This is a genomic window from Pseudogracilibacillus amylolyticus (SeqCode) (assembly GCF_051918545.1).
GTDB lineage: Bacteria > Bacillota > Bacilli > Bacillales > Amphibacillaceae > Pseudogracilibacillus.
This window is the reverse complement of sequence record NZ_JBPPZG010000029.1, coordinates 1-21,530: the sequence shown is the minus strand read 5'-3', so window position 1 is coordinate 21,530 and position 21,530 is coordinate 1. Positions and strand designations below refer to the sequence as shown.

General features: G+C 36.4%; 21 protein-coding genes. 17 read left to right on the top strand and 4 right to left on the bottom strand.

Annotated elements, in window-relative coordinates:
• Positions 1-62 precede the first annotated feature (62 nt).
• The 11 genes from ACPYKA_RS05340 (at position 63) to ACPYKA_RS05290 (ending at position 8,792) form a co-directional block, all read left to right on the top strand.
• Entirely contained in the window at positions 63-218 is a 156-nt protein-coding gene (locus ACPYKA_RS05340; RefSeq protein ID WP_479541353.1) for a hypothetical protein, read from the top strand.
• 187 nt (positions 219-405) lie between these two features.
• Positions 406-1,302, top strand: a complete 897-nt coding sequence (locus ACPYKA_RS05335) for a DMT family transporter (RefSeq protein WP_479541352.1) — start codon at positions 406-408, stop codon at positions 1,300-1,302.
• 54 nt (positions 1,303-1,356) lie between these two features.
• Entirely contained in the window at positions 1,357-1,833 is a 477-nt protein-coding gene (locus tag ACPYKA_RS05330; RefSeq protein ID WP_479541351.1) for a nucleoside deaminase, read from the top strand.
• Between the two features lie 377 nt (positions 1,834-2,210).
• Positions 2,211-2,945 carry a maleate cis-trans isomerase family protein gene (locus ACPYKA_RS05325; protein WP_479541350.1) on the top strand — a complete coding sequence of 245 codons (735 nt, stop codon included), beginning with the start codon at positions 2,211-2,213 and terminating at the stop codon, positions 2,943-2,945.
• 48 nt (positions 2,946-2,993) lie between these two features.
• Positions 2,994-3,476 (top strand): TRAP transporter small permease, encoded by a 483-nt coding sequence (locus ACPYKA_RS05320; RefSeq protein WP_479541349.1) that lies wholly within the window; start codon positions 2,994-2,996, stop codon positions 3,474-3,476.
• 31 nt (positions 3,477-3,507) lie between these two features.
• Positions 3,508-4,797 (top strand): TRAP transporter large permease, encoded by a 1,290-nt coding sequence (locus ACPYKA_RS05315; RefSeq protein ID WP_479541348.1) that lies wholly within the window; start codon positions 3,508-3,510, stop codon positions 4,795-4,797.
• 66 nt (positions 4,798-4,863) lie between these two features.
• Positions 4,864-5,985 (top strand): DctP family TRAP transporter solute-binding subunit, encoded by a 1,122-nt coding sequence (locus tag ACPYKA_RS05310; RefSeq protein ID WP_479541347.1) that lies wholly within the window; start codon positions 4,864-4,866, stop codon positions 5,983-5,985.
• Positions 5,986-6,432: 447 nt separating this feature from the next.
• Positions 6,433-7,602, top strand: coding sequence for a M24 family metallopeptidase (locus ACPYKA_RS05305; protein WP_479541346.1), 1,170 nt, complete (start codon positions 6,433-6,435; stop codon positions 7,600-7,602).
• Between the two features lie 308 nt (positions 7,603-7,910).
• Entirely contained in the window at positions 7,911-8,045 is a 135-nt protein-coding gene (locus ACPYKA_RS05300) for a hypothetical protein (protein ID WP_479541345.1), read from the top strand.
• 112 nt (positions 8,046-8,157) lie between these two features.
• A complete protein-coding gene (locus tag ACPYKA_RS05295; RefSeq protein WP_479541344.1) occupies positions 8,158-8,403 on the top strand; it encodes a DUF5327 family protein in 246 nt (81 codons plus the stop codon).
• A gap of 20 nt (positions 8,404-8,423) precedes the next feature.
• Positions 8,424-8,792 (top strand): DUF423 domain-containing protein, encoded by a 369-nt coding sequence (locus tag ACPYKA_RS05290; protein WP_479541343.1) that lies wholly within the window; start codon positions 8,424-8,426, stop codon positions 8,790-8,792.
• Here the strand turns inward: ACPYKA_RS05290 and ACPYKA_RS05285 are convergent.
• Entirely contained in the window at positions 8,787-9,050 is a 264-nt protein-coding gene (locus ACPYKA_RS05285) for a hypothetical protein (protein WP_479541342.1), read from the bottom strand. The two genes, ACPYKA_RS05290 and ACPYKA_RS05285, sit on opposite strands and share 6 nt — an antisense overlap.
• Before the next feature lie 112 nt (positions 9,051-9,162).
• On the bottom strand, positions 9,163-9,912 hold the full coding sequence (gene hemQ / locus ACPYKA_RS05280; RefSeq protein ID WP_479541341.1) for a hydrogen peroxide-dependent heme synthase: 750 nt from the start codon (positions 9,910-9,912) through the stop codon (positions 9,163-9,165).
• A gap of 202 nt (positions 9,913-10,114) precedes the next feature.
• Between hemQ and pta the strand changes: the two genes are divergently transcribed.
• Positions 10,115-11,089, top strand: coding sequence for a phosphate acetyltransferase (gene pta, locus ACPYKA_RS05275; RefSeq protein WP_479541340.1), 975 nt, complete (start codon positions 10,115-10,117; stop codon positions 11,087-11,089).
• 598 nt (positions 11,090-11,687) lie between these two features.
• On the opposite strand, the gene ACPYKA_RS05270 is transcribed toward pta, so the two are convergent.
• Positions 11,688-12,524 carry a lipoate--protein ligase family protein gene (locus ACPYKA_RS05270; RefSeq protein ID WP_479541339.1) on the bottom strand — a complete coding sequence of 279 codons (837 nt, stop codon included), beginning with the start codon at positions 12,522-12,524 and terminating at the stop codon, positions 11,688-11,690.
• A 90-nt stretch (positions 12,525-12,614) separates the two neighbouring features.
• Here ACPYKA_RS05270 and ACPYKA_RS05265 point away from each other — a divergent pair, with 90 nt between their 5' ends.
• Both ACPYKA_RS05265 and ACPYKA_RS05260 read left to right on the top strand, forming a co-directional pair.
• Positions 12,615-13,901, top strand: a complete 1,287-nt coding sequence (locus tag ACPYKA_RS05265; protein WP_479541338.1) for an HD domain-containing protein — start codon at positions 12,615-12,617, stop codon at positions 13,899-13,901.
• A 58-nt stretch (positions 13,902-13,959) separates the two neighbouring features.
• Entirely contained in the window at positions 13,960-14,469 is a 510-nt protein-coding gene (locus tag ACPYKA_RS05260; protein ID WP_479541337.1) for a YwhD family protein, read from the top strand.
• A gap of 374 nt (positions 14,470-14,843) precedes the next feature.
• Here the strand turns inward: ACPYKA_RS05260 and ACPYKA_RS05255 are convergent, their stop codons facing one another.
• Positions 14,844-16,856, bottom strand: a complete 2,013-nt coding sequence (locus tag ACPYKA_RS05255; protein ID WP_479541336.1) for a transglycosylase domain-containing protein — start codon at positions 16,854-16,856, stop codon at positions 14,844-14,846.
• Between the two features lie 165 nt (positions 16,857-17,021).
• Here ACPYKA_RS05255 and ACPYKA_RS05250 point away from each other — a divergent pair, with 165 nt between their 5' ends.
• From ACPYKA_RS05250 to ACPYKA_RS05240, 3 genes are all read left to right on the top strand, one after another.
• Positions 17,022-17,462, top strand: a complete 441-nt coding sequence (locus ACPYKA_RS05250; protein WP_479541335.1) for a YwiB family protein — start codon at positions 17,022-17,024, stop codon at positions 17,460-17,462.
• Positions 17,459-19,129 (top strand): arginine--tRNA ligase, encoded by a 1,671-nt coding sequence (gene argS, locus ACPYKA_RS05245; protein ID WP_479541334.1) that lies wholly within the window; start codon positions 17,459-17,461, stop codon positions 19,127-19,129. The genes ACPYKA_RS05250 and argS overlap by 4 nt, the downstream gene beginning before the upstream one ends.
• Positions 19,130-19,417: 288 nt before the next feature.
• Positions 19,418-21,526, top strand: coding sequence for a (Fe-S)-binding protein (locus tag ACPYKA_RS05240; protein ID WP_479541333.1), 2,109 nt, complete (start codon positions 19,418-19,420; stop codon positions 21,524-21,526).
• Positions 21,527-21,530 lie beyond the last annotated feature (4 nt).

The following is a 21,530-nucleotide window of genomic DNA, read 5'->3' as shown; positions in this document are numbered from 1 at the left end:
ATGATAAATGAAATGAAAAAGGTAGCTTTAGAACGGCACGATTCATTTGAAGTTGTAAATTTATGGGACTCGGAAACAACTTATTCAATGAGAAATTTAGAAATTTGATAATGGAAAACGCTGAACAATATGGACATACAATTAAAAGCATTCCAAATGGTGCTGGTCACGATGTGAAGTATATAAATGAACTTGGGCCAATTGTAATGATACTATAGAGCCTTTTTAATCTATCTGAATTGTTAATCATGACGTTTGCCGCATGATACGTTATAATGGCCTATATGCACAGCTTTAGTTGGAATATAGGAGGAACATGCTAAGTAAAATCAGGTGAGTTAACTAAACACTGCCTGATTTTTATTGGTGTTTAGAATATAAAAACGTATTTTGGGAGGGAAACTATTGAAGCAGAGAACGATTAACATTCTATTAGTCATTACAATTATCTGCATCTCCTTATCAGCAATATTTGTAAAATTATCGGATGCACCCTCGACGGTTATGGTGATGTACCGGATGTTTTTGGCATGTTTAATAATTCTTCCTATGGTTATTAAACATCGGAAAACATTTCTTGGGATACGCGCGAGAGAATGGATAGCGATTGTATTTGCTGGTATCTTTTTAGCTGGTCATTTTGGCTTATGGTTTGAATCATTAAACCATACGACGGTGGCGAGTTCAACTTTAATTCTAGCATTACAACCTGCGATTGCCTTAGTTTTGGGACTGCTCTTTTTTAAAGAAAAGGTGGATATTCGTACCGTGTTTGCAATGGGAGTTGCTTTTATCGGTGTGGTCATTGTTGGAGGCGGAAATTTAGGGGGCGGAGGTGACGCCTTCTTCGGAAATATCTTATCTTTCTTTGCAGTTGTTTCTGTTGTCCTCTATTTAATGATCGGTCAACGAAATGTAAAATCAATTAACCATTGGGTATATAGCTTTCTAGTTTTCTTTGTGGCTGGTGTAACGGTTGCTATCTTTAATTTAATTGGCGGGATCGCTTTTACTGGTTACAGTACAAATGACTGGACCGTCTTCATCATGCTCGCCATTTTTCCAACCGGGGCACACATCATTTTCAATATGCTATTAAATTATGTCAATACGACAACTGTGTCCATGGCTACGTTAGGAGAACCAATAGGAGCTTCTATTTTAGCAATTTTCCTTTTAAATGAGATGCTTACACTAGTGGAAGCCGTTGGCGGTATCCTGATTATTGCCGGAATATTTTACTTTCTAAGGTTGCAGGGAGAATCGAAACAGGTGGTTCTCAAGGGATCGGAAAGCTTGTAAAATGAATGGAGACATATAAAAATACGGATTCATAAAACGAAGGAGGACTAAAATATGATAACTGAAACAGATAGGAAGCATTTACGCCGTTGTGTCGAATTAGCACAAATTGCTCTCGAAAAAGGTGACGAGCCATTTGGTACTGTTCTCGTCTCAGCAGAAGGAGAGGTACTTTTTGAAGACCATAACCATGTGGCAAGTGGGGATCACACACAGCATCCGGAATTCGCTATCGCACGCTGGGCAGCAGAGAATATGACACCGGAAGAAAGAAGCAAGGCGACTGTTTATACTTCAGGTGAACATTGCCCAATGTGTGCAGCGGCTCATGGTTGGGTGGGTTTAGGGCGGATTGTGTATGCAAGTTCGTCCGAGCAACTTGCGGATTGGATGAGCGAAATGGGAGTTGATCCGTCGCCAGTTCGGAACCTGCCGATTGAAGATGTAATTCGAGATGCGGTAGTTGATGGACCAGTTGCCGATCTTGCGGAACAAGTTCGAGAACTGCATCAGGAGCTTCATGGAAAATAATAATTAAATGCGACACGTATGGTTATTGAATCGGTCGAGGGACTTGCTCCCTCGACCTTTTTTGGATGAGAAAACAAAAAGAAGTAAAGCTACACGAGCTGTATTCAAGATGAGATGCATGCGGCAGTCTTCGATTCTACATTTAAGCTACAATCATAAATTATTCCTCTAAGAGAAGTAGAATATATACGGGTTAATTACCTACATTAAACAAATTGTCTAATAATGATTTTTATATTTCATACATATTTCACGTTGATTTAGCACGTATAGATTTCTATAATAAGAAGAAATAAAAGTTCCTATTCCCCACCAGCACCACACTAGTTATAGATGTAAAAACAACCTATAGAAGAAGCAGATAGGAGAGAATACAATTGGAATATGCCCCCTATGGTTGGAGAGGAAAAATTGGATTAATTTATATAGCTTCAGCTTACTCGATGGAAGTAGAGTTTGCTAATATGGCTCCAAAAGGTGTAACGACCCACGCTACAAAGGTTGCGTTATCCGAGGATCCAAATTATTTTACTGTAGACGATTTAAAAGGTTTAAAAAAGGATGTATTAGATGCAACGAAATTGCTTGCACAAGCCCCATTAAATGCAATTGCATTTGGCTGCACAAGTGGAAGTTTTGTAAACGGTGCCAATTATGATCGTGAACTAATAAAACAAATGGAGGATATTGCTAAAGTTCCTTGTACAACAACCGCAACTGCAGTTGTAGAAGCTTGTAAAGCCCTACAAATTAATAAAATTGCTATTGCCACCCCTTATTCAGAGGAAGTTAACAAATTGGCTTACCAATATTTCACTGAAAGTGGTCTAACTATAACCAATATCACAGGATTAGGAATTATGAATGATTATAAAATTTCAAACCTTGGTATAGATTCCATTTATCAAATGGCCATGGAAGTAAATACAGCTGATGCAGATGCAGTGTTTCTATCCTGTACAGGAATTTCAGCTGTTCCTTTAATCGAAGTATTGGAGGAAGATTTACAAAAACCGGTTATTACATCTAATCAAGCAACTTTCTGGCATGCCTTAAGAATAAGTCAAATAGGCAGTAATTTAAAAAATTATGGCCAGTTGTTTGATAGATGATATGGGAAAAAGTTCAAAAAGAATTTTTTTAGCAGAGGGGGTGGCAACATGCGAGCTTTACGAGCTGTTGACGATGCTTTGGAAAAAGTTGAAGCAGGAATATTAAGTATCACAACTATTTTAATGAGTTTGATGTTAGTAAGTAATGCAATTAGCCGGTATTTCTTTAATAAAAGTTGGCCTTTTACAGAGGAAATTGGAAAATGGGGAATTATTGTTATGACATTTATGGGCTTAGGATATGCTGCACGAAAAGCAATGCATATCGAAATGTCTGGATTTTATGATTTATTGCCTAAAAAAGCACAACGAATTCTAGGTATTTTTGTAAATTTAATTTCTGCTCTAGTTCTCATTTTTTGTACGTATTTAGCTATTCAATATGTTCAGCACTTGCATACTACCGGTCAAGTAACTACGATATTACGCTGGCCCGTGTATTTAACAATGATGGTCATACCAATCGGGTTCTTTCTGGCAAGCGTTCGTTATTTTATCGATTTTGGAAAGAGAATAGCTGAAAAAGAATAACAAAAAACAAAGAACGGAGGGATAAGACACTATGTGGTATATTATTGCTTTACTTTTTATCTTGTTATTTTTAAATTTTCCTATGATGATTGTGTTGATCGTTCCGGCATTGCTAATGATGATGATATATGCTCCTGACTTGGATCTTGTTATGTTTAGCCAACAGCTTTCTAGCAGTATAGAGTCGTATGTATTGTTAGCGATACCAATGTTCATTTTCGCAGCAGATATTATGGTGGAAGGTCGGACAGCAAAAAGATTGCTTGATTTTGTTGATGACTTAATCGGTCATGTTCGCGGTGGAACTGGAATTGTTGCAGCAGCGACAAGTACAATCTTTGGTTCCGTATCGGGATCGGCTCAGGCTACGATTGCTGCAATTGGAAAACCAATACGAGAACGCGCATTACAATATGGGTACAGTGATTCGCACATCATTGGAAATATTGTAAACTCAGCCGGGATTGCTATTTTAATCCCACCAAGTATCGTAATGATTTATTATGGGATGTTAACAGGTACTTCAATCGGTGATTTATTTGTGGCAGGGATCATTCCCGGGCTAATGGTATTTGTTGGCTTCTCAATTTGGGAATATTTTATCGCAATTAAAAAAGACATTCCTGTAGAACCAAAAGCAACATGGGGACAACGCTGGAAATCATTCAGAAAAGCTATTCTGACCTTTGGATTCCCTGTCCTTATTTTAGGGGGAATTTATTCAGGAATGTTTAGTCCAACGGAAGCAGCAGCATTTTCCGTTTTATATGCGGCTTTACTGGAAGTTGTCATTTATAGGTCGGTTAATCTAAGGGATATTTACCGAATTGCTGTTTCAACTGGAGTTGTTACAAGTATTGTTTTTATCTTGCTTGCTGCAGGAGGGGCTTTTTCTTGGATTATATCGTATTTAAGAATACCCCAAGCGCTTACGGAAACTGTACTTAGTTCTGATCCGTCTCAGCTTGAGATTTTGTTAATTATGTCACTGTTTTTCTTAGTTTCTTGTATGTTCGTGGACTCATTAGTAGCAATTGCAATTTTAACACCGATTTTCTTCCCGATTGCTTCGGCAGCTGACGTTCATCCAGTTGCTGTTGGTATTTTAATTACGATGCAAGCTACTCTCGGTACAGTAACTCCTCCATTTGGAGTTAATATATTTACGGCTAGTGCGATATTTAAAAAGCCTTATCTGGATGTTGTAAAAGGGATTGTCCCTTATATTATTATATTTATCGCAATTAACGCACTATTAATTGTTTATCCAGAAATAATTATGGTTTATCAAGACATTTTTGGGACATCTAAAGGTGGGTAATACATGATGAACAATTTAGATTTAGGGAGGTGTTCCGTTTTCCTTTAATAAGTGGGGGTCTTATAAGTGATAAAAATAAAAGGAGGAAATTATTTGTTTAAGAAAAAAGGGTTTTATCTATTATTGTTTATGTTCATTTTATCGATTGCTTTAGTAGCATGTGGTGGCGGAAATGACGATGAAGGTTCCGATGCTGAAGCAGATAGTGGCGATAATGATGCTGCCTCGGGCGGGGAAGAGTTAGTATTAAAATTTGCTCATGAAGAAGGGCAAGGGGATGTACAAGATCTCTACGCAAATAAATTTAAAGAACTAATTGAAGAAAAAACGGATGGCAGAATTAAAATTGATGTATATACGGCAGGTACGCTTGGAACAAATATGGACGTGCTACAATCCCTCCAAACAGGCGCAATTGAACTTGCAATTACATCACCAGGGTTCTCGGGAGATGTGATTCCAGAATCTAATATTATGTCCATACCATTTTTGTTTTCTGATAGCTTAGAAGTTAACAAGAAAGTCTTGAACGAAAGTGAAGCATTATATGGTCCATTAGCCGAACAATATGAAGAACAAGGTCTTACGCCATTTAAATTCTGGTTAGAAGGGTTTATGTGGTGGACAGGAAATAAACAGATTACTACACCGGAAGAAATGAAGGGTGTAAAACTACGTACGATGCCGTCAAACTTAATTATAGAATCATATGAATACATGGGTGCAAACCCTACTCCAACTGATTCCGGTGAAATTTATACAATGCTTCAAACAAATGGAATTGATGCACAGGAAAACCCATTATTCTATATTATTAGCAGTAACTTCCTAGAAGTGCAAGATTTCTTGATGGATTCCAAACACCATATTTACACGACAGTAACCGCAGCAAATCAAGACTTTTTTGAAGGGTTGCCTGAAGAGGATCAAGAAATCATCCGCGAAGTTGTTGATGAAGTTAACGAATGGTCTTTCACTATGCAAGATGAGGAGTCACAAAAAGCTCTTGAAGCCGCTAAGGAAGAAGACATTGAAATCATCGAGTTAACTTCTGAACAAAGAGAAGCATTTAAGGAACTATCTTTACCTGTTAGAGAAAAGTATGCAGCAGAAAGTGATGCAGCTAAGGAGATTTTAGAAATAATCGAAAAAGAAATTGAAGAAGCCGAAGCAGAGTTAGGAGATTAATTAAAAGAAATAAAAAATAAATAAGACTTGTTATTCCTTTTTAACACATATTCATAAGGAGTCTAATCTCATTTATTAAACCATCTGAATTGGGCTCTTTTTCCTTGCCCAAAAATTAGAAACTTCTCGCAACATGTCGAGCCTTCAATGGTTGCGGTTGAAATAAATTGTGCAGTAACTATTTAATCATCAATGGAAAGAATGACTCGATCTCCAAGATGTCGAGTCGATTTCCGAGATGTCGATTCATTTCCCAAGACGTCGAGTCGATTTCCGAGATGTCGATTCATTTCCCAAGACGTCGAGTCGATTCGTAATATATGAATTGCCCTCCTATAGGTTGATACATAACATATAGACTTTGATTTCGAAGTTTATGGATTTTGTGGAAAAACCAATAGTTAAAAACATTAATTTTCAAGAAAACAGCGAGAAAGGTAGGATATTATGTTAACGTTTACGAAAGCGGAGTACAAATCAAGATTAACCAAAACAAAAGAAAGCATGGAACAACAAGGGATTGATGTTTTGTTAGTAACTGATCCCGCAAACATGAACTATTTAACAGGATTTGACGCTTGGTCATTTTATGTACACCAATTATTAATCGTCATCGCCGAAGAGGAAGAACCGATTTGGATAGGCCGGGGAATTGACGCTAGTGCAGCAGAAATTACAACTTGGTTAGACAGTAAAAATATCCTTCCATATTCAGATGACCATGTACAATCAACAGTAAAACATCCAATGGACTTTGTCGCCACTATAATAGAAGAAAAAGGTCTCTCTAATAAGACCATTGCTGCTGAATATGATGCTTACTATTTTACGGCAAAAAATTATATTCAATTAACCAAGCAACTTCCAAATGCAAAATTTGTCGATGGTACTAATCTAGTAAATTGGATTCGTATCGTTAAATCAGACAAAGAAATAGAGCTAATAAAACGTGCTGCCACAATCGTGACGGAAACAATGTATAAAGGAATTGAAAGAATAAATGCAGGTGTTAGAGAGTGTGATGTTGTTGCAGATATTTTCCATACTCAGATTTCCGGTACAGAAGAATTTGGTGGAGATTATACGTCGATTGTTCCACTACTTCCATCTGGTGAGAAAACATCTGCCTGTCATTTAACTTGGACAGATGAGAAATATAAGGAAGGGGATCCTGTTATTTTAGAATTAGCCGGGTGCCATAAACGCTATCATTCTCCCCTAGCACGAACTCTAGTAATCGGAAAACCAACGCCTGAAATGGAAGAGTTAGCAGATGTTGCAATCGAAGGAATCGAAGAAGCACTTGCCGCTGTCAAGCCTGGTGCGACATGTGAAGAAGTAGAATTAGCCTGGAGAAAATCAATCGAAAAAAGAGGATTTGAAAAAGAGTCAAGAATAGGCTACTCTACTGGACTTAATTATCCACCTGATTGGGGAGAGCATACTGCAAGTCTAAGATCTGGAGATAAAACTGTTTTACAACCAAATATGGTTTTCCATATGATTCCCGGAATTTGGCTAGATACGTACGGTATTGAAATTAGTGAAACTTTCCGAGTAACTGAAAGTGGGGTAGAAGTGCTCGCTAATGTAGATCGTAAGTTATTTGTTAAATAAAATGTTAAAAGAGTCAGAAATAGACTTATAAACAATTTAATCCAAGATTTCACAAGTTATGTAACAGGAGGAAAATGTTTTCATTTGTTACAATGCATTAAAAAAATTTCGACAAAACATTTGGTCAATTGTATGGGGGAGAATTAGACATTTATAGACGATTTATCCCAAGGTTTCACATCTTATGTAACAGATGGCGAAATCTTTTCTTTTTGTTACAATACATTTTTTAACAAAAACTATTGATAAAATATTTGGTCAATTGTATAATGTGAGAAACAGTCGGTTAGAAGAAAGGGGTCTGTCGTGTGGTTGGTTGGATGGAGATGTATGAAAATACGAAGAAAAAACTCGACAGGGAACTGAAACAACAAGAAATAGAATTTTTGAAATGGGTGTATGAAAAGCATAAAGAAGAAACAGAAGCACAGATAAAATACTAAAAGATAACAAGTCTTATCTTGCCTCAGATAAGACTTATTTGCTGTGTGGTTTTAGTTTTAAGCAGTTTAAAACAATGCTATACTAAAACTAGCATGGTGAGGTGTAAAGTAGATGAAAATATCAAGTGAAACAGTATTAAAGAAAATAGAAGAAGAAATTGATAAAGCTAAAAAAGCAAAAAATAACGATCAAATAATTGAGTCTATTTCCAAAATAAAATTATTAAGTGAATTAATTTTAGAGGAAAGTAATCAAGAGACAAGCAAAAAAGATCTTATAATGAAAACGCAAATTTCAAGTGAATCTCCCGCAAATACTATAAATGATTTAGATGGAGATTCAATTTTTGATTTTTAGCATATGAAAGGAATTAGATAATGAAGTTTTTGTTTATAATTGGAGCGATTAATGGATTTTTAGCGGTGGCTTTAGGAGCGTTTGGAGCTCATGGATTAGAGGGTAAAATTTCCGAAAGTGCGCTTAAGACATGGGAAAAAGCAGTAAATTATCAAATGTTTCATACGGTTAGTGTTCTGTTAACTGGAATTTTATTATTAAAGACACAATCAAGCATGCTTTTATCGGCGGGTTGGATGTTTGTGATAGGAATTTTGTTATTTTCAGGAAGTTTATACTTATACTCCACTACAGGGGTTCGGACTTTAGCAATGATTACACCATTTGGTGGGGTTGCTTTTTTAATTGGTTGGATACTATTAGGGTATGGGTTAATCAAGTTTTTATAAACCTTTCACATAGAAGACAAATAAGAATATGATTAAAAAAATTAATATTACACCTCGTGCTAGTTGCTTCAGACCTTCAAATTTTTGAAATGATATATTAAGCAGCAAAGCGTCACAAATGATGCTAATGGCTATGAGTAAAATTGAAAATAGCACTAATAAAAAGGAAAGTTTAAGAATAGCAATGAATCCAATTAATATTGCTAAACCAAGAGTTATCACACTAACGATATTATATCTTTCTCGTTGTTGATACATGTTTTCACCTTCTAGTTGAAGATCTCATTTCTGTAATTATATGATATGTCCGGCAATGATATGAGTAGGTGAATAGAATACAAAAAAGAGAATTTGATAACTCAAATTCTCTTTATACTTCTAGGTATTTTGGTAATTCTTCTTTTGTAATTTTTGTTCCCACAAAAAATTCTCCAAATTCTCCGTAACGGGAACTAACTTCGTCAAAACGCATTTCATAGACAATTTTCTTCAGTTCAATAACATCATGTGCAAATAATGTTACGCCCCATTCCCAATCATCAAAACCGATTGAGCCTGTAATAACTTGCTGTACTTTTCCAGCATATTGTCTACCCGTTTTACTATGTTCGTACAATAATTTTCCTCGGACATCTTTCTCCAATGTATACCAATTATCGTTTCCTTCACGTCTGCGATTCATAGGATAAAACGACATATAGTCCCATTTAGGGAGTGTCGGATAAAGTCGTCCTTGAATATATGGAGAATTTAGGAGATCCTCTCCAGGTTTTTCTGGCTGATAACGGGAAATTTCAACTACTGACACATAAGAATGCGCAGGGATTAAATATTCAGCGAACTTGGATTTATTTAGCTCAGTTTCAATTTCGTTTAATTCTTCCATCGTAGGTCTTAAAAACATAAAGATAAAATCTGCTTTTTGACCAACGACTTTATAAAAAGCATGACTTCCTTTTTTCTCATCTTCAACTTTTTCCCATTTTGATAAAAGTTCCGTGAACTCATTAATTGCTTCTTGTCTTTCCTCTTCTTGAGCATATTTCCAAGAAGTCCAATCGATAGTACGTAAATCATGTAAACTATACCAACCATCAAAGGTTTCAACTGCTTGTACCATAATATCTTCCTCCAGTATTAATAGAGTATTGTAGACAACCCTACTATACCACAATTGAAGCAAGAAATTCGACATTTGAAAAATTGTCATAAAGAATTCTTGAATTACTTCCTATAATGTTGATATAATTGAACTTGTCTAATAATTCAATATATAAGTAAAATGAATCGTTAGGGTAAATGGAAAAGGTGGAGGATACTGAATGAGTGATTTATTTCGCGGTTTAAAAGAAAGTTTACAAAAAAAAGCATTAAAAAACATTGTTTTTCCTGAAGCAACGGATGAAAGAATTATTACTGCGGCAAGCAGATTGGCAAATGAAAATTTAGTTAGACCTATTTTGATCGGAAATGTAAATAAAGTAAATCAGTTAGCGGAATCGCTTGATGTAAATATTGCTGGTTGTGAAGTAATCGATCCTACTGATTATGGCAAATGGAATGAGATGGTCGATGCCTTCCTCGAGCGAAGAAATGGGCGAGTGCAAAGAGAAGAAGCGGAACATGTGTTAAAGGACGGAAATTACTTTGGTACCATGTTAGTTCAAATGGAAGAAGCAGACGGATTAGTTAGTGGTGCAGTTCATTCTACATCAGATACCGTGCGTCCTGCTTTACAGATTATCAAAACAAAAGAGGGTATCAATAAAACATCAGGTGTTTTTGTCATGGTACGAAATGATGAAAAATATATTTTTGCTGATTGTGCGATTAATATAGCTCCAACAAGTGAAGATTTAGCTGAGATCGCTGTGGAGAGTGCTAGAACGGCTAAACTATTTGATGTTGAACCACGAGTAGCAATGTTAAGCTTCTCAACAAAAGGATCAGCTAAGTCCGAAGAAACGGAAAGAGTAATTGAGGCAGTTCAATTTGCAAAAGAGAAACAACCTGCATTAATTATTGATGGAGAGTTTCAATTTGATACAGCATTTGTCCCAAGTGTTGCGGCTAAAAAGGCTCCTGATTCTGAAATTAAAGGAGATGCGACAGTATTTGTTTTTCCGAGCTTAGAAGCTGGTAATATCGGGTATAAAATAACCGAGCGACTCGGTGGGTTCGAAGCGGTCGGTCCCATTTTACAAGGTTTAAATAAACCGGTAAATGATCTCTCAAGAGGATGTAGCACGGAGGATGTCTATAAATTAGCATTAATTACAGCAGCGCAGGCGGAATAAACAGTGTGGAGTTTCTGGGAGAAAAAGGTTTAATTCTTTCTAACTTGATTACTAATTTCCATAAACTGCGTATTACATCGCCGTTGATTTTCGCTCCGGGCAGTACGCGCATCCTAAAGCACGGCGGTCTGCCTCTGAAGCAGAAAACCACTGCTTCTGAGTCTTCCGACGTACAGGATGTATTAGTGCAGACGAAGACATGAGGACGTGACCGATTTTAGCCGACCAGGAGTCGACTACCCTACACTACAATCAACTAGATCGGTGAATCCCCTGATATAGAACATTTATCATCCACTACACCAGCGAAGGAAATACATGGAGACTCCTGTGGGAGGAAAGGCCTCGGTGAGACTACGCAGGAGCGTAGCGACGAGGAGGCTCAACAGCCGCCCACGGAAAGCGGAATGTATTTCCGTAGCGGTATTTTGCTTTGTGACTGCGTTCATTTTTACACAGCGGAAATCATATAGTTTTAAATTCACTACTCAACAGTATCCTTCAATTGTGAATTACAATCCTCTATTGGCAAGGCATTGTAGAGGTAACCGTCTGCTTTTGAGGCGGAATATTTTAGGTAAGTCAAATTCTTTTTACGCTATAAGATTTTCTCATTCCGTTTATGCATTTGTTCCAGGCGCTTTTTAAAAATTTCCTCTTCTTCAGGAATCATTTCACTGGCTGGATGATTTTCTGTTTCAAGCTGGTGTTGTATTTTTTCGATAAGCCCTTTAACAGTAAAGTCAATTTGTAACAATTCACTAATTGACCCCATTACGTTTGGGTTAACTTCGGGATATTCATATTTTGTCTTTTTTTCTTGTTTACTTACTTCATAAAAATTTTTTACGATGCTAGCACGCTCAAAACTGCTTCCTTCCACATCAATATAAATCTGAACTGCTACACCATTTCTGACTCGCCGTTGTGAAATGCCGGCAAATTTTATCCCATTAATACTTAAATCATAATCTCCGGGACAATAAGAACCTTTAATTTCATAGGCTTTTATTTCACTCGTGTACTCCTTAAAAAGATAGGTTACCAATTGAAACATAATATTATAACCTTCATGTATAGAAATTTGCTTTTTACTCGGTAAGATAAGTGAAATATTTAGAACACCTTTATCGATTAATACAGCGAGCCCTCCGGAGTTACGAATAATTACATTATAATGTAAGTTCCTTAAATACTTTACCCCATCTTCAAAGCATGGCAATCTAGAATCAGGGATACCGAGTACAACGGTACGATCGTGCACCCATGTGCGGATGGTCGGGACTACTAGTTCATTTCCTACAGTTGTTGCGATTGCATCATCAATAGCAAAAGACGCAAGCGCATTATTCGGCTCATTAAATATTGTTCTCTTAGATGCATGATCTAAAAATCGAATCGATGAATGATGAATGATTTCAAAAATATTTTTCACAGTTAGACTCCTTGTTATTACGATGTTTAAACGTGTACGAAACTATTATATAATAGAATCTAATAGTATGAAAAGAAACGGGTGATCAAGATGTATAAAAATAAACAATTGGATGAAGTTAAAGTTTTTAAAGATCCCGTTCATCGATATGTACGTGTTAGTGATCAAGTAATATGGGACCTAATTGCCACTCCTGAATTTCAGCGGCTTAGAAGAATAAAGCAATTAGGGACTACATACTTGACATTTCACGGTGCAGAACATAGTCGGTTTAACCACTCTTTAGGCGTATATGAAATTGTTAGAAGAATTATTAATAAAATGGAGTCACATGAAGGGTGGAATAAAGAAGAACGGTTAGTTAGCCTATGTGCAGCCTTACTACATGATTTAGGTCACGGCCCATTTTCACATTCTTTTGAAAAAGTGTTTTCCCTAGATCATGAACAATTTACAAAGAAAATTATTTTGGAAGATACGAATGTAAATGCAGTATTGAGTCGGGTTGAGCCGGATTTTCCTAAAAAAGTTGCGCAAATTATTGATAAATCGTATGTTGATAAATTGGTTGTTAGTATGATTTCGAGTCAAATTGACGCAGACCGAATGGACTATCTTTTGAGGGATGCATATTATACGGGAGTTAGTTATGGTCAATTCGATATGGAGAGAATTTTAAGGGTAATGCGTCCGACGGAAGATCAAGTTGTCATTAAAGCAACGGGAATGCATGCGGTGGAAGATTATATTATGTCCCGTTATCAAATGTATTGGCAAGTCTATTTTCATCCTGTAACACGTAGTGCCGAAGTGATTTTGACGAAAATTTTTCATCGGGTGAAATATCTATACGAACAAGGATACCATTTCAAGATGAATCCAACTTTACTCTTATCTTTTTTTAAAGGCGAAGTAAAGCTTCAGGATTATTTACAGTTGGACGAATCGGTAATTAATTATTACTTTCAGCAGTGGCAGTATGAAGATGATGAAGTGCTTCGAGATCTTAGTTCCCGGTTTGTCAATCGGATTTTATTTAAATATATACAATTTAAACCAGAGAAACATATGGAAAAATATGAAAAGTTGCAAAATCTCTTTTGTGAAGCAGGAATTGACCCAGATTATTATTTAGTTATCGATTCTTCTGCAGATTTACCGTATGATGTCTACCGTGCAGGAGAAGAGCGGATTCCGATTTATTTACAAATGCCATCCGGAGAAGAAAAAGAATTATCAACACACTCTGTTATCGTTGAAGCAATAACTGGAAAAACGAGAGAAGATCATAAAATTTATTTTCCAATTGAAAAAATCAAGATGATTCAAGATGCTAAGCTTAAAGATGAGATAATTGAGCTGTTATATTATCGTTAAATAATGATTATGATACAATGTGAATAAACTAAGTTTAAAAAGGAGGAGCCTTGACATTATGGAAAATAATAAAAAACCGAAACAACAATTCACAATAATTAAGGATGATTCAACAGATGGGCATGGCGGATACGGGATGGGCTCTATTTCTTTAGAAAATATGTCATCTGTCATTGTCGATCCAGTGGAAAATAAAGCCTATGTCGATATGGATGCAATGCATGCTAGAAGTGATATTGAACGCCGTGTTCGTTACTATTCTGATCGAAACGAAGTGCCGGATGGTCGTTTATATTGGATAGTTTGGGTCACTGTTGAAAATGGAGAAAAGGGTCCATATTATTCCGGAGTTGCTGCCAGTGAACTTCGTGTGGATCGTCCAAATAAAAAGGCATATAAATCGATGGCAGAACATGTAACCCATATGGAAAAGTCACTAAAAGGAAAAGTAGTTGTTGAGCATATGGATGAACATTCCCGAACGCTATTAGGTGATTTTCTAAAGAATTTTGATAATAATATGTGGGAAAATTCAAGTGAAGAATTAAAAAACAACTTTGAAAAGTGAACAGATTGTGACAAATAATTAGTCTCAAAGTAAATTCTTGTACTTTAGCTTTATACTTTGTAAGATAGAGATACATGGGCTACAAAGAATTGCTAGGACACTAAAGAAACCGACTCAATTATACGAGTCGGTTTCTTTATTTTCCACGCTTGTTAATTAAGAACGAAGCTTTTTAAGACAGTTATCAATTATCACAAGCATGGCAAACGCATGATAGTCGCGGTTTACATATTTCTTAGCTCATTGAAAGCTAGTAAAAAACGTCACATTAAAATTTTTCTCATTCTTTTTCCAGAATTGAAATTAGGTCACGTAAGAATGTTTAAAGTTATCGCAAAAATTGCATATGTTTTGCTATCATTCAATGACTGCAATTAACCGAAAAGATCGAAAAGCCGTTTAAGGAGTCCGTCCTCCTTTTCTTGGTTTTGCGGTTGCTCATTCTTAGGAAGATGTGTCGAGCAATATTGGGTAGGTTCTGTCCCTTTTTCGAAATAGAATGTTCTTCTCGTCTCACAATCATTCGTTGCTAACATGCCGGTTTCAGGATCGATCACTCTTTCGACAATCCCCTCAGGAACATTAAAATTATAATCTTTATCCAAAGAATGAGCGGCCTCCATTGCTTCCGCCCATATGTTTTTAGCAACAGATTTTTCGCTAGCAAGTTGGATCGGTTGATTATCGTCATAGCCCGTCCAAACGCCAGTTACAACAGATGGACTAAATCCAATCATCCAGCTGTCTGAATCGGTCGTACCAGACTTACCGGCATAGGGATGATTGATTTTATCGATAATCGAAGAACCCGTTACTTCCATATACCCATTTAATCTTCTGTCAAACATTCCTTGCATTAAATGAGTTAAGATAAAAGCTTTTTTTTGGTCGAGAATTTGTTTATTATCTGTCTCTTCTTTTTCATATATAACTTTTCCTTTATGGTTTTCAATTTTTTTAATTGTATATCCGTTAACTTCTTCGCCCCCATTTGCAATTCTCCCATATGCTTGCACCATTTCCAAAAGGGTAATTGAGGCGCTTCCAAGTGCAAGGGATGGAACAGCTGGTAAGTCACTTTTAATTCCAAATTTTTTTGTAGTTTCGGCTACGATATCAGGGCTTAGAAAAAGGTTTGTTTTAACGGCGTAAATATTGTCGGATAAAGCGATCGCTTGAGCTAAAGAAATCGGCTTGTTAGCGTAATATCCGTTATAATTACTAGGTTTATATACATTTCCTTCATCCATTACAAACGCAGTTGGCTCACTTAAGAGCATTGTTGTTGGTGTATACCCGTTTTCAAGTGCAGCATAATATAAAAAAGGCTTAAAGGTAGATCCGACCATCCTTTTAGCATCTGTAGCACGATTAAAAGGGCTTTCTCGGTAGTCCTTACCACCTACTAAACTAATAATTGCACCATCATTAGGATCCATAGAAATGGCAGCTATTTCGAATTCACTTTTTGAATCGAGATGAGCTGCGACTTTTTTCTCAAGTTCCTTTTGTAAATGTTGATCCAATGTTGTATAAATTCGGTAGCCACTTGTTAAAATTGTTTCCTCTTTTCCATTTAAAATTTGTTTGGCTTCCTTTAACACGACGTCTTCAAAGAAAGGAGCTAACGTATCGTTTGTGATATTTGGCTTATCGAATTGGAACTCTTCTTTTTTTGCGTTATAATAAGCCGCTTGTGTAATAATATTTTCTTGTAAAAGTAATTTTAAGATAAATTCTTGTCGATTAAAGGCATTTTCTTGATTGTTAAATGGTGAATAATATGTCGGACCTTTAGGGACTCCGGCAAGCATGGCAGCCTCTGCAAGTGTTAAATCTTTAGCGCTTTTTTCAAAATAAACATGACTTGCAGCTTCAATCCCATAAGCTCCATGGCCATAATAGATTGAATTCAAATACCCTTTTAGTATTTCTTCCTTTGAATAAAACATCTCCAGACGAACGGTGTAAAACGCTTCTTTTATTTTTCTAATCCACGTTTTTTCATGAGTGAGATACAAATTTCGGGCATATTGCTGTGTGATGGTGCTGGCGCCTTCTTTTAATCGGGAAGAACGGATGTTTTTAATGATAGCACGCATGATTCCTTTATAATCAAAACCATGATGTTCATAGAAGTTTTTGTCCTCAGCCTGAATAGTCGCTTCGATTAGTAAAGGAGATATTTCATCCAAATTTAATTGTTTGTGGTAGCTATTCGTATTTTCAATTTTTTCATCATTTTGATCGTATAATACGGTAACATACTCATTGGATAAATCTGGAGGCCCAAGAATATAACTTGCAGTTAGAATCGATCCAATTGTTAGCGCCATAAAAATTACTGTATAAAAAGTTAACTTACTAAGTGACTTGATAACCTTCATAATTGCCTGCCTCATTTTTGTTCAGTTATGTACATTATGGTAAAAATTGATTAAAAATAAACGGATTCTTATTAATTTGTTATTTTTGATTCTTTTTGTGTGAATGGAAAAACAGTGTATTTATCGCTATAATATATGGATACAATACAATTTTAAGGAGCGCCAATGAAACTTGTAAAAAAAGACATAGCGATCGAACTTCGAACAGTTATCGATGACCAAGGAGAAAAAGAACTATCGATTATCAAGCAGGTAGGAATTTATGTAAAGAAAGAAAATATTGAAGTGATATCCTTTATAGAAAAGACAAACGAATTTGGTGACGTAGAAAATCTCATCACGATTCGACCGAATAAAATCAATATAAAACGTTCAGGAAAAGTATCGATGAATCAACAATTTATTAAGGGGAAGGAGACGGAATGTCTTTATCGTCACCCATATGGTGCTTTTCTGTTAGAAATTATGACAAAATCAATTACACACCAATTATTAGCAGATGACCAAGAAGGAAAAGTAATTATACAATATGATGTTAAAGTGAATGAAGAGGAAAGCAGAAACCATCATTTAACACTTACCTATACGGAGGCGAAATTAAGATGAATGCGTTAGTTAAAGTGGAAGAAACACTTAAAAAAGAAATTATTACAGCCATTACAAAAGCTGACTTGGCCAAGGAAGAAGAAATTCCTGCCATTCAATTAGAAAAACCGAAAGAAAAAGCGCATGGAGACTTTGCTGCGAATATTGCGATGCAGCTAGCGAGAATTGCCAAAATGGCACCAAGACAGATCGCGGAAAAAATAGTAGATCATATCGATAAGGAAAAGGCAAATGTTAATAAAGTTGAAATAGCGGGGCCTGGATTTATTAATTTTTTTATGAAACAAGATTTTTTAAGCAATATTATTTCTACTATTTTAGACCAACAAGAAAACTATGGGCGAACTGATGCAGGAAAAAATAAACGCGTACAAGTCGAATTTGTTTCAGTTAATCCAACAGGAGATTTGCATTTAGGCCATGCACGTGGGGCTGCATTTGGTGATGTATTATGTAATGTGTTTGCGACTGCTGGATATGACGTGGAGCGGGAATATTATATTAATGATGCTGGTAACCAAATAGATCAACTTGCCATCTCAATAGAGGCTAGATATTTAGAGGCACTTGGTAAAGAAAGTACGATGCCTGAGGATGGGTACTACGGTGAAGATATAATAAAAATTGGTGAACAGCTAGCCGAGGAATATAAGGAATCTTGGTTAGAAAAAGAGCGAGATGAGAGACTGGCATTTTTCCGAGATTATGGACTCAAATTTGAGTTAGGGAAAATAAAAGAAGATATGGATGCATTTGGCGTTCAGTTTGACAACTGGTTTTCGGAAATGTCTCTTTATAAAAATAACAAGATCACCGAGACGTTACAGCAACTGGAGGAAAAAGGGTACACGTATGAAAAAGATGGAGCAACTTGGTTTAAGTCAACAGCTTTTGGCGATGACAAAGATCGTGTGCTCATTAAGCAAGATGGAAGCTACACATATTTAACGCCAGATATTGCGTATCATAAGGATAAATTGGAACGCGGATTTGATAAAATCATTAATGTATGGGGAGCAGATCACCACGGGTATATCCCTAGAATGAGTGCTGCGATTCAAGCACTTGGTTATCCGAAAGAGAAAATGAGTGTGAGCATCATTCAGATGGTGAACGTTTTGGAAGATGGGGAAATTGTTCGCATGAGTAAACGTACCGGAAAAGCAGTCGCTCTAAGAGAATTGATGGAGGATGTTGGAGTGGATGCGGTCCGTTATTTCTTTACGATGCGTTCCAATGACTCAAAACTTGACTTTGACCTTGATTTAGCTCGTTCCGAATCAAACGAGAATCCTGTTTACTACGTTCAATATGCACATGCCCGAATTTGTACCATGTTACAACAAGCCGAAGAAAAAGGCTTTAAATTGGAGTCTGATTTTGACCCGACTTTGCTTACTTCAGAAAAGGAAACAGCGTTATTAAAACAATTGGCCGAGTTTCCTCAATTAGTTGCTGATGCCGCTAAGAGGGAAGCTCCAAACCGGGTTACTCAGTATGTTTACGACTTGGCCTCACTTTTACACAGTTTTTATAATGCAGAAAAAGTGATAAACGAAGAAAATGTAGCCTTGACCAATGCGCGAGTTGCGTTGATGAAAGCAGTACAGATTACGATTGCAAATGCGTTGAAGATCATTGGAGTAAGTGCGCCGGAGAAGATGTAGAAAGCATATTACTTTAAAAAAGAGTCCTTAATCATGAAACAAGAATCCGCAATATCATTTAAACTTATTTTGAAGTGATTGAGCGGATTCTTAATTTTTTTAATAGAAATTTTGGACAAATCTACCAGTAATATCTGCGATGAAATAGATTGAACGAATAAATATTAACAAATAAAGTTGACTGAATGATCATTCATGTTTTATGATAGAGTCAATAACACTTTATTAATGAGTAAGAAATGAAGTGTAAACGTTAACAAACAATGATAAATAAGAGGAGGAGCGCAGGTGGATACGTTTTTACTCATTAATTGGATTGCTTTTATTGCGGTTACAGCATATGGTATTTTTCTATTTGCGAAAGCAGTGGCAACAAGGATAGCATTTATTAAGCTTGGTAAAAAGTCCGAATTTGATCTTGCGTTAAAAGAACGATTACGTGATGTTTGGGTGATCGTTTTTGGTCAATCGAAATTACTAAAAGATAAAAAATCGGGAATTATTCACGTCATGATGTTTTATGGCTTTATTCTTGTCCAGTTTGGCGCGATTGATATGTTTGTTAAGGGGCTTGCGCCAGGGAAACACTTACCATTTGGACCGCTTTATCCAGGATTTACTTTTTTTCAAGAACTAGTGACATTGACGATTTTAGTTGCAGTTATTTGGGCTTTTTATCGTCGTTATATAGAAAAACTAGTTCGCCTTAAAAGAGGATTTTATGCTGGTCTTGTTCTTATTTTTATTGGAACATTGATGGTCTCTGTTTTATTTGGAAATGGTATGTTACAAATTTGGCAGGATGAACCTGCGACATGGACAGAGCCTGTTGCGAGTTTAATAGCGCTTGCTTTCGGCTGGCTTTCTCCAACTGCTGCAATGGTTTTATTTTATGTGGCCTGGTGGGTTCATACAGTAACAATTCTTGCATTCTTAGTTTATATTCCGCAGTCGAAACATGCTCATTTAATTGCTGCACCGGTAAACGTATTTTTAAGTAAACGTGTTCCGGGTAAATTAAAAACGATTAGTTTTGACCTTGATGAGGAAGCAGATGAAGAAGAAATTTCCTTTGGCGTCGGAAAAGTAGAAGATTTCGATCAGCTTCAAATGCTTGATTTTTATGCATGTGTTGAATGTGGACGCTGTACAAGCGTTTGTCCGGCTGCGAACACTGGAAAAATGTTATCACCGATGGATATCATGATAAAATTGCGTGACCACTTGAATGAAAAGGGTGCGGCTGTTACAGGGAAGGCGCCTTGGGTTCCGGCGTATGCTTTTGGAAGTAATGGGCCAAATAAATATGTAAATATGGATCGCGAGGAAGCTACTGCAGAAATAAGTCAAATTAGTATGATCGGGGATGTCATTACTGAAGAAGAGTTAGCTGGTTGTACAACGTGTCGAAATTGTGAAGATGCCTGTCCAGTGATGAATGAGCATGTCGGTCAGATTATTGATATGCGTAGATATCTTGTGATGACGGAAGGAAAAATGGATTCTGAAATCCAACGAGCAGTCATGAATATTGAGCGCCAAGGAAATCCGTGGGGATTATCTAAAAAAGACCGGATTAAATGGCGTGAGTTGGATGAAGATGTCTATATCCCGACAGTGAAAGAACTTAAAAAAGAAAAGAAAGATTTTGAATATTTATTTTGGGTTAGTTCGATGGGAGCTTACGACAGTCGAAGCCAGAAGATCGCAATTGCATTTGCAAAGTTAATGAATAAAGCAGGTGTAAGTTTTGCAATTTTAGGAAATAAAGAAGCGAATTCTGGAGATACTGCACGTCGAATAGGAAATGAGTTTTTATTCCAAGAAATTGCAGAGAAGAACATTAAAGAATTTGAGAAAAATGGTGTGACAAAAATCGTTACCATTGACCCCCATGCTTATAATATTTTTAAAAATGAATATCCTGATTTTGGCTTTGAAGCAGAGGTCATCCATCATACACAAATGTTATATGATTTAGTGATGGATGGAAGATTAGAGCCAAAGGGAAGAATTGAACATCGATTAACGTATCATGATTCTTGTTATTTGGGAAGGTATAATGGGGTATATGACCCACCAAGAGAAATTTTAAAAGCAATTCCCGGAATCGAATTAGTTGAAATGGTTCGAACCCGTGATAATGGAATGTGCTGTGGTGCAGGTGGCGGGCTCATGTGGACAGAAGAAACAACTGGCAACCGAATCAATGTTGCCCGTACGGAACAAGCGTTGGAAGTTAACCCGACAATGATCTCAAGTGCATGTCCATTCTGTTTAACGATGTTAAGTGATGGAACAAAGGCAAAAGATGTTGAACAAGATATTGGAACGATGGACGTTGCCGAAATCTTAGCATTATCGGTGTTTACTAAAGAAACAGTAAAAACTGCATAATTAA

Excerpts from the sequence above, each read along its gene's own strand:
- pta (WP_479541340.1), top strand. The coding sequence starts at position 10,115 with ATGAGTGATTTATTTCGCGGTTTAAAAGAAAGTTTACAAAAAAAAGCA.
- ACPYKA_RS05250 (WP_479541335.1), top strand. The coding sequence starts at position 17,022 with ATGAAACTTGTAAAAAAAGACATAGCGATCGAACTTCGAACAGTTATC.
- ACPYKA_RS05295 (WP_479541344.1), top strand. The coding sequence starts at position 8,158 with ATGAAAATATCAAGTGAAACAGTATTAAAGAAAATAGAAGAAGAAATT.
- ACPYKA_RS05320 (WP_479541349.1), top strand. The coding sequence starts at position 2,994 with ATGCGAGCTTTACGAGCTGTTGACGATGCTTTGGAAAAAGTTGAAGCA.
- ACPYKA_RS05340 (WP_479541353.1), top strand. The coding sequence starts at position 63 with ATGGGACTCGGAAACAACTTATTCAATGAGAAATTTAGAAATTTGATA.
- ACPYKA_RS05255 (WP_479541336.1), bottom strand. The coding sequence starts at position 16,856 with ATGAAGGTTATCAAGTCACTTAGTAAGTTAACTTTTTATACAGTAATT.
- argS (WP_479541334.1), top strand. The coding sequence starts at position 17,459 with ATGAATGCGTTAGTTAAAGTGGAAGAAACACTTAAAAAAGAAATTATT.
- hemQ (WP_479541341.1), bottom strand. The coding sequence starts at position 9,912 with ATGGTACAAGCAGTTGAAACCTTTGATGGTTGGTATAGTTTACATGAT.
- ACPYKA_RS05265 (WP_479541338.1), top strand. The coding sequence starts at position 12,615 with ATGTATAAAAATAAACAATTGGATGAAGTTAAAGTTTTTAAAGATCCC.
- ACPYKA_RS05260 (WP_479541337.1), top strand. The coding sequence starts at position 13,960 with ATGGAAAATAATAAAAAACCGAAACAACAATTCACAATAATTAAGGAT.
- ACPYKA_RS05305 (WP_479541346.1), top strand. The coding sequence starts at position 6,433 with ATGTTAACGTTTACGAAAGCGGAGTACAAATCAAGATTAACCAAAACA.
- ACPYKA_RS05285 (WP_479541342.1), bottom strand. The coding sequence starts at position 9,050 with ATGTATCAACAACGAGAAAGATATAATATCGTTAGTGTGATAACTCTT.
- ACPYKA_RS05330 (WP_479541351.1), top strand. The coding sequence starts at position 1,357 with ATGATAACTGAAACAGATAGGAAGCATTTACGCCGTTGTGTCGAATTA.
- ACPYKA_RS05315 (WP_479541348.1), top strand. The coding sequence starts at position 3,508 with ATGTGGTATATTATTGCTTTACTTTTTATCTTGTTATTTTTAAATTTT.
- ACPYKA_RS05290 (WP_479541343.1), top strand. The coding sequence starts at position 8,424 with ATGAAGTTTTTGTTTATAATTGGAGCGATTAATGGATTTTTAGCGGTG.